This is a genomic window from Streptomyces caatingaensis (genome assembly GCF_001187435.1).
Taxonomy (GTDB): Bacteria; Actinomycetota; Actinomycetes; order Streptomycetales; family Streptomycetaceae; genus Streptomyces; species Streptomyces caatingaensis.
This window is the reverse complement of the sequence record NZ_LFXA01000018.1, coordinates 99326-111797: the sequence shown is the minus strand read 5'-3', so window position 1 is coordinate 111797 and position 12472 is coordinate 99326. Positions and strand designations below refer to the sequence as shown.

Here is a 12472-nt window from a genome sequence, read left to right as displayed (position 1 = left end):
TCCCATGTCCCGCCAGCTCACGAAGCGCATCTACCACCCGACGGTCGCCCGGCTGACCCGCCGGGGGCTCCTCGGCCGCCGCCGCGCGGCCGTCCTCTTCGCGCTCCCGGCCCTGCTCCTGCTCATCGCGGCGGCCATCCGCCTGCTGACCGGCCCGGACGACGAGACGGCCACCAACGTCCTGGGCGGGTTCGCGCTCGCCACGATGGTCCCGCTGATCGGTGTCATCGCCGGAACGGGGGCGATGGGCCCCGAGATCGACGACGGCTCGGTCGTCTACCTGCTCGCCAAGCCGGTCCCCCGGCCGACGATCGTCCTCACCAAACTGATCGTCGCCACCGGCGTCACCGTCGCCTTCTCCGCCGTCCCCACCCTGCTGGCCGGGCTGCTGCTCAACGGCAACAGCCAGCGGATAGCCGTCGCCTACGCGGTCGCGGCGACGGCCGCCTCCGTCGCCTACAGCGCGCTCTTCCTGCTGCTCGGGACGGTCACCCGGCACGCGGTGGTCGCGGGTCTGGTCTACGCCCTGGTCTGGGAGTCCCTCTTCGGCAGCCTGATACCCGGGGCCCGGACGCTCAGCGTGCAGCAGTGGGCGCTGTCGCTCGCCGAGCGGATCGGGGCGCCCGGCGCGATCTCCTCGGACGTCGGACTGCCGCTGGGGGTGGGCCTGTTGGCGGCCGTCACGGTGGTGGCCGCCTGGTACGCCGGGGAGCGGCTGCGCAAGCTGACGCTCGCGGGGGAGGAGTGATCCGCGTCCGCGGGCCCGAACGGCCGGCGGCCTCCTCCCCCGTACGGCGGCGGGGCGGGCGGGCTCAGACCTTGCGGTCGCGGCCCGCGCCGAGCCCCAGGAACACCAGGGCCACACAGGCCACCAGGAGGATCCCGATCGGGAAGTGCCAGCCGTGGGTGGCCTGGTGGACGGCACCGACGGCGAACGGGCCGACCGAGGCCAGGAGGTAGCCCCAGGTCTGGGCCATACCGGAGAGACGGGCGGCCGTGTGCGCATCCCTGGTGCGCAGCACCATCAGGGTCAGCGCGAGCCCCAGCGTGCCGCCCTGGGCGACGCCCATCATGGTGGCCCACACCCAGGCCCCGGCGACGGGGGCGAGCAGCAGTCCGGTGGTGCCGGAGGCCAGGAGGGCGACGACCCCGACGGCCAGCAGCCGCTGGTCGCGCATGCGGCCCGCGAGCATCGGCACGACGAACGAACCGGCCATCTGCACCAGCGTGTAGAAGGCGTAGACGAGTCCCGCGGCGCCCTTGGCCATGCCGTTGTCCGTGAAGACCGTCGGCATCCAGGCGATGCACACATAGGCGACGAGCGACTGCGTGCCCATCAGCAGGGTGACCTGCCAGGCGAGCCCGGAGCGCAGGAGGTCGGGGCCGTCCGCCGCGGGCTGCCGGGGCGCCGGGGCCGCGGGATGGCGGCGTCCGCGCCGGGCGAGCAGCGCCTGCGGGATCCACACCACCACCGCCACGGCGGCGAGCAGCGACCAGGAGGCGAGCGAGCCCCGCCAGCCGCCGAGGGCCTTCTCCAGCGGCACGGCACAGGCGGCCGAGACGGTGGCGCCGAGGATCATGGCGGTCGAGTAGAGGGCCGTCATGCTCGCCGCCCGCTCCGGGAAGTCGCGCTTGATCAGCCCCGGCATCAGGACGTTGAGCAGGGCGATCGCGGTGCCGACCAGGGCGCCGCCGACGAAGAGCGTGACCACCGGCGGGGCGACGCGCAGCAGGATGCCGCCGCAGAGCAGGACGAGCGCGGAGCACAGCACGGTCTCGGTCCCCAGCCGGCGGGCGAGTCGCGGGGCGACGATCGAGCCGAGGCCCATGAAGACCAGCGGAATCGTGGTCACCAGGCTGCTCGCGGTCGAGTCGAGGCCGAAGTGGTCGTTGATCTCCCCGACGAGCGGGGAGACGCCGGAGAGCGCGGCCCGCATGTTGAGCGAGGCGAGGACGATGCCCGCGAGGACCAGCGCCGGGTGGGCGCGCAGGGCGCGGGCGGCCGCGGGGGCCGGTGCGGCCGAGGAGGGCTCCTCCGCGGCCGGGAGGGGAACATCGGTTATTTCGGATATGGGGGGTGTCTCGGGCCTCGTTTCCGACATGCGGGTGCCTTTCCGGTGGTGCGTTTCCCGTGGCGTGCGGGTGGGGCTGTACGGGGTCCGTGCGGGGTCCGTACGGGGGTGGTCAGTGCTCGGCGAGGAGCGACTCGACGGCCTGCTTGGGGCGTTCGAGGAGCGCCCGGGCGGCCCGGGCGGCCGCGTCGGGGTCGCCGGAGGCGATGGCCTCCATGACGGCGTGGTGGTCGCCGTGGATGATGCGCGGCATGTCCCGGTCACCGAGTGCGGTGAGCAGGGCCTCGCGCACGGAGCTGCTGAACCAGCCGTAGGTCGCGGTCAGGGCCGTGTTGTGGGCGGCCTCCACGACGGCCTTGTGGAACTCGATGTCGTGATCGGCGTACAGCTCCAGGTTCCCGGAGTCCGGCTGGCCCTCGGCGTCCTCCAGGGCGGTCTGCGCGTCGAGGGCGTCGCGCATCCGTCGCAGGTCGGCCGGTTCGTGGCGGGTGGCGGCGAGCCGGGCGGCCTCCGCCTCCAGCGCGATCCGCAGTTCCAGGACGTCGCGGACGCCGGCGCGCTGCACGCCGCGCATGATCTCGGCCGGGTCCGCGGTCGAGACGACGAAGGTGCCCTCGCCCTGGCGGGAGCGCAGCATGCCGGCGTGGACGAGGACGCGGACGGCCTCGCGGACGGTGTTGCGACCGACCTGGAGCTGTTCCGCGAGGGCGTGCTCGGTGGGGATGCGCTCGCCCACGGGCCACTCGCCCGCGGCGACCTGGGTGCGGAGCTGGTCGACGACGGTGTCCACGAGGGACTGGCGTCCTGCGGCTCGCAGTGCCATGGGCTGCGCCTCCTGCGGTCATGGGTGCCCGGTTGCCCAGTCATCCTACAACTGCGCGCCCGCGGTGCCGGGCGGGCCGGACCGGCCCACCCGGCCCGCGACCCTACAGACCGACCCCGCTCAGCTCCCGCCGCGACGTGATCCCCAGCTTGGGGTAGACGTTCGACAGGTGGTAGCCCGCCGTCCGCGGGCTGATGAACAGGCGCGCGCCGATGTCGCGGTTGCTGAGGCCCTGCGCGGCCAGCGTCGCGACCTGCAGTTCCTGCGGAGTGAGCTGGTCCAGAGGCCCGGCCGCCGCGCCGGAGGCGACCAGGCTCTCGCCGCCGGCGCGCAGCTCCGCGCGGGCCCGCTCGGCCCACGGCCCGGCCCCGAGCCGTTCGAAGGTCTCCAGCGCCGACCGCAGCCGGGCCCGCGCGTCCCCGGTGCGCCGCATCCGCCGCAGGTGCTCGCCGTGCAGCAGCTCGGTGCGGGCCCGCTCGAAGGCCGAGCCGGCGCCCTCGTGGTGGCGGCGGACCGCCCGGTCGTACAGGGCGTCCGCGGCCTCCGGGTCACGGGTGAGCAGGGCCCGGCAGCGCAGGGCGACGGCCTCGGCCCAGGGCCTGCGGCTGTGGGCCGAGATGTGCTGCTCGTACCAGTCCAGCGCGGAGTGCCCCGGCTCCGGCCGGCCGTGCCGGACGGCCGCCTCGACGAGGTCGGGGAGGGCGCCGATGACCCCCTGTCGGTCGGGTGCGGCGACGACGGCCGTGAGCCGGTCGAGCGCCGCCCCGTACCGCCCGAGCCCCAGGTCGAGGAGGCTGAGCGCCCCGGCGGCGTGCACGGTGCCGGGGGCGACGCCCCGCGCCAGCGCCTCGGCGGTCAGCTCGCGGCAGCCCTCCTCGTCGCCCCGGACCGCGGCCAGCTGGGCGAGCACGGTGGCCAGGTGGACGCGGACCCGCGCCTGGCCGGTGTCGTCGGCGGTGCGCATCCCGTCGGTCGCGGTGGCCAGGGCCTCGCGGTGCAGGCCGAGCAGCAGCTGGGTGCGGGCGAGCAGCATCTGGACCAGGCCCAGGACGCCGACGGCGCCCCGCTCCCGGCACCGGCGCTCCAGCGACGCGGCCAGATCCCGGGCGGCGGCCAGGTCGCCGTGGAAGAGGTGCCACCACCCCAGCTGCACGGCCTCGCGCACGTCGCCCGCCGACTCCCCGGCGGCGCCGATGAGTTCGCGGACGGCACGGGCCGCGTCGGCCGGGGCGGCCCCGTCGCACCGGTGCTGGCCGGCCGCGAGCCGGGCGAGCGCGGCGACGCGGTCCGCCTCGGGCAGCCCCGCCGCGGCGGCCCGGTCGGCCGTCGCGTCGAGCGCGTCCTGGTCCCCGGCGTGCCAGGCGGCGTGCGCGGCGCGCAGCAGCACCGGGCCCGCGGTGTGGGGGGCGGGCCCGGCGAGCAGCCGTCCGGCCGCCTCGGAGAGCAGGGCGTACGCGTCGCGCGAGCGCCCCTGATCGTCTGCGGCCTCGGCGCGGACCAGCACGGCCGCGGCGTGCGCGGCCGGGTCGGCCTGCCCGTCCACCAGGTCCGCGGCCCGCGCCGCCAGCTCCTCGGCGTGCTCCAGCCGCCCCGCGTCGGCGGCGGCGCGGGCGGCCGCGGTCAGCCGGCGGGCGCGTCCCGCGGCGTCGGGGGTCAGCGCGGCCGCGCGCTCGTACGCCACGGCGACGGCGCTCGAACTGCCGCGTGCGCGGGCGCGTTCGGCGCTCTCCTCCAGCAGCCGCGCGGCGGTGGCGTCGGGGCCGGTCGCGGCGGCGGTGAGGTGCCAGGCCCGCTGGTCGGCCCCGTCCGGCCGACCGTCGAGGGCCTGGGCCAGGGCGCGGTGCGCGGCGAGCCGACGGCTCACGGTCCCGTCCTGGTAGACGGCGGTCCGCACCAGGGGGTGCCGGAAGACGAGCCTTCCGTCGGAGAGGCGCAACAGCCGGGCCCGCTCGGCGGGTTCGAGGTCGTCGAGTCCCGCGCCGAAGCGTTCCGCCGCCTCCAGGACGGTGTCCAGCCCGGCGCACCCGGCCGCGGCGGCGACCAGCAGGAGGGCCCGGGTGGGCTCGGGCAGCGCGGCGACAGTGGCCGAGAAGGCCCGCAGCAGCCGGCTGTGCGGGGGCAGCGCGGCCATGCCGTACGGGGAGGCGTACCGTTCCTCCTCCCGCTGGACCGTGGGCAGTTCGCACAGGGCCAGGGGGTTGCCCGCGGCCTCGGCGAGGATCAGGTCGCGGGCGTGGCGGGGCAGATGGGCGGCCTGCTCGTCGAGGAGCGCGGTCGCGTCCGGCAAGTCCAGGCCCCGCAGGCGCAGTTCGGGGAGGCCGGGGGCGGGGAAGGGCGACGCGTGGTCGTCGCGGGCCGCGAAGACGACGGCGACCGGCTCGGCGTTCAGCCGCCGGGCGGCGAACAGCAGCGCCTCCGCCGACTCCCGGTCGAGCCAGTGGGCGTCGTCCACCAGGCACAACAGGGGCCGTTCCTCGGCGAGTCCGTCGAGGAGGGTGAGCACGGCGAGCCCGACGAGGAAGCGGTCGCCCCCGTTCGCGGCGGAGGCCAGGCCGAACGCCGAGCGCAGCGCGCCGGCCTGGGCCTCGGGCAGGCCGTCCACGCGGTCCAGGACTCCGGCGAGCATCAGATGCAGCCCGGCGAACGGAAGTTCACCCTCCGCTTCAATGCCCGTACCGCGCAGCACCCGCATGCCCGCCTCCTCGGCGGCGCGGGCGGCGTGGTCGAGCAGGACGGACTTGCCGATGCCGGCCTCGCCGCGGAGCACGAGCGTCCCGCTGCGGCCGTCGCGGGCGGCGGCGAGGAGCTGGTCGAGCGCGGCGAGTTCACGGGTGCGTCCATGGAGCATGGACACACGGTAACCGCTGGTCAGCCCGGGTGCCGCAGCGGGCGTCAGGCCGCGTACGGGATCTTCTCGCGGGCGTCGCGCAGCGCGTGGCCCCACCACATGAGCTGGTCGAGGAGGCGCTTGGCGGCCCCGTTGACCGTGGGCCCGTCGAGCGGCGCCCCGTCCTTGTCGAACTTCTCCCAGGCCATGTGGAAGCTGATCGTCTCCCGGACGGTGACGGTGTGCAGTTCGGCGAAGACCTGGCGCAGGTGCTCGACGGCGCGCAGCCCGCCGCTGAGCCCGCCGTACGAGACGAAGCCGACCGGCTTGCCCTGCCACTGCGTGAAGTGCCAGTCGATCGCGGCCTTCAGCGAGGCCGGGTACGAGTGGTTGTACTCGGGCGTGACCACCACGAACGCGTCGGCGGCCGCCAGGCGCGGCGTGATCGCGGCGACGCCCGCGTTCGGCTCGCCGGAGAGGACGAGCGGAATGTCCACCTCCGCAAGGTCGATGACATCGACGTCGAGACCGGAGTGGACCCGGGCGCGCTCGGCGAACCAGTCGGCCACGACCGGGCCGAAACGTCCCTCGCGGGTGGAACCGACGATGACGGCGAGGCGCAGGGGCTTGGTGTTCACGGTGAGTCCTTCGTGGGAGAAGCGGTCGTGCTTGATGACGACGACGCTACGGAGCCGGCCCCCATCGGCACATCTGTCGGACGACCGGGTTCGCCGGCCGGGACGACGGGGTCGTGACCAGGTCGTCCGACAGATGTGCCGGCGGGGCCCCGGTTCCTAGCGTCGTGGCCATGAACGAGACCGCCGCTCCCCGCTCCCGCCCGGCCGCCACGCTCGGGCTCGTCCTCCTCGGGATGCTCACCCTCGCGATGTCGATGTCCGGCACCACGGTGGCCCTCCCGGAGATCGGCGCCGACCTCGGCGCCTCGGGCGCGCCCCTCCAGTGGGTGATCACCGGGTACTTCCTGACGGCCTCCAGCTTCATGCTGGTCGCCGGTTCGCTCGCCGACGCCCTCGGCCGCCGCCGCGTCTACCGCGTCGGTGCGGCGCTCTTCACCGCCGGGCTGGCGCTCAGCGCGACGGCGGACGACGTGCTGCTGCTGGACGCCGCGCGCGTCCTGGCCGGCCTCGGGGCGGCCGGGGTGATGGCGGGCGGCGGCGCGCTGCTCGGCAGCACCTTCCAAGGGGCCGCCCGCACCCGGGCGTTCGGCGCCCTGGGCACGGTCGGCGGCGTCGGGCTCGCGGCCGGGCCGACGCTGTCCGGCGCGCTGGTGGGCACACTCGGCTGGCGGGCCGCCTTCCTGGTGTTCGCGGCGGTCGGGGCCGTGCTGCTGACCGGCACGCTGCTCGTCGCCGAGTCGCGGGCCGAGGCCCGGCCGCGCCTCGACGTCGCCGGAGCGGTCACCTTCATCGTCGCCCTGGGACTGCTGATGACCGGTGTGACGCAGGGTCCGCAGAACGGCTGGTCCCACCCGCTGGTGCTGGGCGCCTTCGGCGGCGGGGCCGCGCTCCTGGTGACGTTCGGCATCCTCCAGCGCCGCTCGGCGCACCCGGTGCTCGACCTGGCCCTCGTGCGCGACCGCCGTTACCTGGCCTGGACGCTGGCCGGCCTGACGGGGGCCGTCGGCTTCGCCGGGACGCTGACGTACCTGCCGACGTACTTCCAGGGCGTCGACGGCGCCTCGTCCGGCGAGGCCGGAACGACCATGCTGCTGCTGACCGCGCCCGTCCTCCTCCTGCCGCTCGTCGGCGCGCGCCTGGTGAACCGCGGCGTGCCCGCCCGTGTCCTGATCGCCCTGGCGATGGGCCTGGTGGCGGCGGGCAACGCCTGGCTGACCGTGCTGGAGCCGGGCGCGGGTGCGGGCCTGCTGGCCGGACCGCTGCTGACGATCGGCATCGGCACCGGGCTGGCCAACGGGCTCGTGGACGGCCAGGCGATGGGCGTCGTGGCGGCCGGGCGGGAGGGCACGGCGGCCGGGTTCCTCAACACGGTGCGCGGCGGGGGACAGGCGATGATGATCGCGGCGCTGGGGGCGGGGCTGCTGAGCCTGCTCCAGGGACGCCTGGGGTCCGGCGAGCTGGCCGGCCGGGTGGCGTCCGGGCACCTCGACGGCGCGGACCACGCGTACCTCGCCGGTGAGTTCACCGGCGCCTGGCACACCGTGTCGTGGACGATCGCCGGGGTCATGGCGGTGGTCGCGGTGACGGTCGTCGTCCTGCTGCGGGCCCCGCGGGGCGGAGAGACGCCCCGCCCCCGCACCGCTCCCACCGGCTCCGCCCGGACCCGCAGCGCGGCCGCGCCGCGCTAAGTCCCCAGGCGCCGGACGGGCCGACCGGCCCGTCCGGCGCCGTCGTGCGCCCTCGGTTACCGTCGAAGCGTGGAACGCCGGTACGGGCAGGGGATCGTGCTGGTCAGGGCGCGGATCCGGGCGTGGGTCCGCACGTCCCCCGGCACGCACATCTGGCTGCTCGTCATCGGCGTCACCAGCATGGTGATCGCCGCCGCCAGCGAGGGACTGGAGACCTTCCTCCTCCACCGCACCAGCAGCAACATCCACGAACTGGCCGAGCACCCGCTCCAGTCCCTGCTCATCAGCGGGTTCTGGATCGAGAGCCCGTCCTCGTTCCTGCTCTACGCCGTGCTCTTCGAGCTGGTCCACGCCAACGTGGAGCGCTGGGCCGGCACCCCGCGCTGGCTCTTCACGGTCGGCGTGGCGCACATCGCGGCGACGCTGATCAGCCAGGAGGTGCTGCTGCTGGCCATCGAGCACCACACGGCGCCGCGGGCCATGCGGCACGTCGTCGACATAGGGGTCTCGTACGGACTGGCCGCGGCCGCCGGGCTGCTGACCTACCGGGTGCCGCGGCCCTGGCGCTGGGGCTGGCTGGCCGGGCTCGCCGCCTTCTTCGCGACGCCGCTGCTGACCGGCGCCACGTTCACCGACGTCGGGCACGCCGTCGCGGTGCTCGTGGGCCTGGCCTGCCGGCCGCTGGTGCGCGGCCGGCGGCCCTGGGACGTCAGCGCGCGGTGGCGAAGAGCCGCTCGATGACGACGGCGATGCCGTCCTCGTCGTTCGCGGCGGTGATCTCGTCGGCGACGGCCTTGAGCTCCTCGTGGGCGTTGGCCATGGCGACGCCGTGGCCGGCCCAGGCGAACATCGGGACGTCGTTGGGCATGTCGCCGAAGGCGATCGTGTCGGCGGCCCGCACCCCGAGGCGGCGCGCGGCGAGCGAGAGGCCGGTGGCCTTGCTCAGCCCGAGCGGCAGCAGTTCGACGATGCCGGCGCCCGCCATCGTCACGTCGACGAGACCGCCCGCGGCCGCGCGTGCGGCGTCCGCGAGGGCGTCGTCGTCCAGTCCGGGATGCTGGAGGTAGAGCTTGTTGAGCGGTTCGGCCCACAGCTCGTCCCGGTCCGACACCGGCACGGGCGGACGGGGGCCCTCCATGGTCCGGTAGCCGGAGGTGACCAGCAGGTCGCCGTCGAGGCCGTCGCGGGAGGCGGCCAGGTGCAGCGGGCCCGTCTCCGCCTCGATCTTGGCGACGGCGAGGGCGGCCAGCTTCCGGTCGAGCGTCACGGACGTCAGCAGCCGGTGCTCGCCCGCGTGGTAGACCTGCGCGCCCTGCCCGCACACGGCGAGGCCCCGGTAGTCCAGCGCGTCCAGTATGTGCCGCGACCACGCCACCGGACGCCCGGTGACGACGATGTGCGCGGCCCCCGCCGCCCCGGCGAGGGCCAGGGCGGCGCGGGTGCGGTCGGAGACGGTCTCGTCGGAGCGCAGCAGCGTCCCGTCGAGGTCCGTCGCGATCAGGCGGTACGGCGGCGGGGTGGCGGTCACTTGGCGGCCGGCTCCAGGACCTCGCGGCCGCCCAGGTAGGGCCGGAGCGCCTCGGGGACCCGGACGGAGCCGTCGGCCTGCTGGTGGTTCTCCAGCAGCGCGACGATGGTGCGCGGCACCGCGCACAGCGTGCCGTTGAGCGTGGCCAGCGGACGGACGTTCTTGCCGTCGCGCATGCGCACGGACAGGCGGCGGGCCTGGAACTCGTCGCAGTTGGAGGTCGAGGTCAGCTCGCGGTACTTGCCCTGGGTGGGGATCCACGCCTCGCAGTCGAACTTGCGGGAGGCGGAGGCGCCCAGGTCACCGGTGGCGGTGTCGATCACCTGGAAGGGCAGCTCCAGGCTGGTCAGCCACTGCTTCTCCCACTCCAGGAGGCGCTTGTGCTCGGCCTCGGCGTCCTCCGGCGCGACGTACGAGAACATCTCGACCTTGTCGAACTGGTGGACGCGGAAGATGCCGCGGGTGTCCTTGCCGTAGGTGCCGGCCTCGCGGCGGAAGCACGGGGAGAAACCGGCGTACCGCAGCGGGAGCTTCTCCGCGTCGATGATCTCGTCCATGTGGTACGCCGCGAGGGGCACCTCGGACGTGCCGACCAGGTAGAAGTCGTCCTTCTCCAGGTGGTAGACGTCCTGCGCGGCCTGGCCGAGGAAGCCGGTGCCCTCCATGGCGCGCGGCTTGACCAGCGCGGGGGTGAGCATCGGGGTGAAGCCGGCGGCGGTGGCCTGCGCGATGGCGGCGTTGACGAGGGCGAGCTCCAGGAGCGCGCCGACGCCCGTCAGGTAGTAGAAGCGCGAGCCGGAGACCTTGGCGCCGCGCTCGACGTCGATGGCGCCGAGCGCCTGGCCGAGCTCCAGGTGGTCCTTGGGCTCGAAGCCCTCGGCGGCGAAGTCGCGCGGGGTGCCGACGGTCTCCAGGACGACGAAGTCGTCCTCGCCGCCGCGGGGGACGTCGGGGTGGACGAGGTTGCCGATGCTCAGCAGGAGGCGCTGGGCCTCGGCGGCCGCCTCGTCCTGCTCGGCGTCGGCGGCCTTGACGGCGGCGGACAGCTCGCCCGCCTTCCTCAGCAGCTCGGCCTTCTCGTCGCCGGTGGCCTTGGGGATGAGCTTGCCGAGCGCCTTCTGCTCGGCGCGGAGCTCGTCGAAGCGGACGCCGGACGACCTGCGCCGCTCGTCGGCGGAGAGCAGCGCGTCGACCAGGTCGACGTCCTCTCCACGGGCGCGCTGGGAGGCGCGCACACGGTCGGGGTCCTCACGAAGCAGGCGAAGGTCAATCACCCCACCAGGCTACCGTTGTGTGCTGCGATCACTCGACGCGATATTCCTGTTCGGAATGGTTTGTCCCGTTCTGTAATGATCTTTTGGGTTCCCGGCGGGCCCCGGGCGGTCCTTTTCCGGGGCGGTGGAAAAACCCCGGCGGGGTCACCGCGAAGGGTGTCGCCGGAAAATGACGAACAGGGGCGAAACGGCGTTGTCCGGGCGGGATTCCGGCCTGCCGGCGGGGGATCCGTTGTCCACAGGAACGAATGCTTCCGTTTCTCTGTCCACAGGGTGTGCGGGAAATCTGTGGATGTCGGAACCGGATCTTCCGCTTGTTTTCGTTATCGATCACGCTTTGACGGGCCGCTGAGGGATAAACCTTGCGAAGGCACTCTTTCGGGTGGAGATCGCCTTCACTAAAGGGTTGTTCGAGGCATTCCGGGTGACGGCCGGGCGGTGGGCGGCCGCCGGTCCCGGCCCGGTGGGCTGTGGACGAACCGGTGGATTGCTAGAGAGATTTGTCGATGTTGACCGATTCGTAACCCATTCAGACGCCTCGTTCTATCGACTTATCCCCAGAATGTCGATGGCTGTGGATAACCCTGTGGAGAACCCTCCGCGGCCCCTCGGACCCTCGGACCCTCGGACCCACGGGCCCTCGACTCCTCAGTCCCTCAGGCCCGGCCGTCCTGGCAGCGCGCCAGCCACTCCGCCGCCGCCACGTAGTCGGCGTCCGCCGTCCCCGGCCGCGGCGCCGCCTCGGGCGCCCCCTGCTCGGCGCCCGCGCGCGGATACGAGCCCAGGAACCGGACGTTCGGGCAGATCCGCTTGAGCCCCATCAGCGTCTCGGCCACCCGCCGGTCGGTGATGTGCCCCTCGCAGTCGATCGAGAAGCAGTAGCGCCCCATGCCCTCGCCGGTGGGCCGCGACTCGATCCACGTCAGGTTGACGCCGCGCGCGGAGAACTCCTGGAGCAGCTCCATCAGCGCACCCGGGTGGTCGTCGCGGAGCCAGACCACCAGGGACGTCCGGTCCGCGCCGGTCCGCGCCGCCGGGCGCGCGGGCCGGCCCGCCAGGACGAAGCGGGTCTCCGCGTTCCGCGCGTCGTGGATGTCGGTGACCAACGGCTCCAGCCCGTAGGTCGGGGCCGCGAACTCCCCGGCGAACGCGGCGTCGTACCGGCCGTCGCGCACCAGCCGCGCCCCGTCCGCGTTGGACGCCGCCGACTCCCACTGTGCGTCCGGGAGATGGGCCGCCAGCCACTTGCGCACCTGCGGCTGCGCCACGGGGTGCCCGGTCACCGTCCTGATCTCGGACAGCCGCGTGCCCGGCCGGACGAGCAGCGCGAAGGCGATCCTCAGCAGCACCTCGCGGTAGATCATCAGCGGTGCGCCGGTGGCGAGTTCGTCGAGGGTCGCGGTGACGCCGCCCTCCACCGAGTTCTCGATGGGGACCAGCGCGGCCGCCGCCTCCCCGCCACGCACGGCGTCGAGCGCGGCGGGGACGGAGACCATCGGCACGAGCTCGCGGGTGGCCGCCTCGGGGAGGGTCCGCAGGGCGGCCTCGGTGAAGGTGCCCTCGGGGCCGAGATAGGCATAGCTGCTGGCCGACATCACGAGGATTCCTCCGGATCGATCACC

General features: G+C 74.5%; 10 protein-coding genes. 3 read left to right on the top strand and 7 right to left on the bottom strand.

Annotated elements, in window-relative coordinates; all coding sequences use genetic code 11:
- Nucleotides 1-28: 28 nt before the first annotated feature.
- Nucleotides 29-748, top strand: a complete 720-nt coding sequence (locus AC230_RS27170) for an ABC transporter permease subunit (RefSeq protein ID WP_049719501.1) — start codon at nt 29-31, stop codon at nt 746-748.
- Between the two features lie 64 nt (nt 749-812).
- Here the strand turns inward: AC230_RS27170 and AC230_RS27165 are convergent, their stop codons facing one another.
- The 4 genes from AC230_RS27165 to AC230_RS27150 form a co-directional block, all read right to left on the bottom strand.
- Nucleotides 813-2102 carry a CynX/NimT family MFS transporter gene (locus tag AC230_RS27165; protein ID WP_049719006.1) on the bottom strand — a complete coding sequence of 430 codons (1290 nt, stop codon included), beginning with the start codon at nt 2100-2102 and terminating at the stop codon, nt 813-815.
- Between the two features lie 82 nt (nt 2103-2184).
- A complete protein-coding gene (locus AC230_RS27160; RefSeq protein ID WP_049719005.1) occupies nt 2185-2895 on the bottom strand; it encodes a FadR/GntR family transcriptional regulator in 711 nt (236 codons plus the stop codon).
- Nucleotides 2896-2998: 103 nt separating this feature from the next.
- Complete coding sequence (locus tag AC230_RS27155) at nt 2999-5743, bottom strand: helix-turn-helix transcriptional regulator (protein WP_049719500.1); 2745 nt, start codon at nt 5741-5743, stop codon at nt 2999-3001.
- A 44-nt stretch (nt 5744-5787) separates the two neighbouring features.
- Entirely contained in the window at nt 5788-6360 is a 573-nt protein-coding gene (locus AC230_RS27150; protein WP_049719004.1) for an NADPH-dependent FMN reductase, read from the bottom strand.
- A gap of 170 nt (nt 6361-6530) precedes the next feature.
- Here AC230_RS27150 and AC230_RS27145 point away from each other — a divergent pair, with 170 nt between their 5' ends.
- Complete coding sequence (locus tag AC230_RS27145; protein WP_049719003.1) at nt 6531-8048, top strand: MFS transporter; 1518 nt, start codon at nt 6531-6533, stop codon at nt 8046-8048.
- Between the two features lie 69 nt (nt 8049-8117).
- Nucleotides 8118-8789 carry a rhomboid-like protein gene (locus AC230_RS27140; RefSeq protein WP_049719002.1) on the top strand — a complete coding sequence of 224 codons (672 nt, stop codon included), beginning with the start codon at nt 8118-8120 and terminating at the stop codon, nt 8787-8789.
- Here the strand turns inward: AC230_RS27140 and AC230_RS27135 are convergent.
- The 3 genes from AC230_RS27135 to pheA form a co-directional block, all read right to left on the bottom strand.
- Complete coding sequence (locus AC230_RS27135; protein ID WP_049719001.1) at nt 8758-9576, bottom strand: HAD family hydrolase; 819 nt, start codon at nt 9574-9576, stop codon at nt 8758-8760. The two genes, AC230_RS27140 and AC230_RS27135, sit on opposite strands and share 32 nt — an antisense overlap.
- Nucleotides 9573-10850 carry a serine--tRNA ligase gene (gene serS / locus AC230_RS27130; RefSeq protein ID WP_078871612.1) on the bottom strand — a complete coding sequence of 426 codons (1278 nt, stop codon included), beginning with the start codon at nt 10848-10850 and terminating at the stop codon, nt 9573-9575. Before serS ends, AC230_RS27135 begins: the two co-directional genes overlap by 4 nt.
- Nucleotides 10851-11506: 656 nt before the next feature.
- Nucleotides 11507-12445 carry a prephenate dehydratase gene (pheA, locus tag AC230_RS27125; RefSeq protein WP_049718999.1) on the bottom strand — a complete coding sequence of 313 codons (939 nt, stop codon included), beginning with the start codon at nt 12443-12445 and terminating at the stop codon, nt 11507-11509.
- Nucleotides 12446-12472 lie beyond the last annotated feature (27 nt).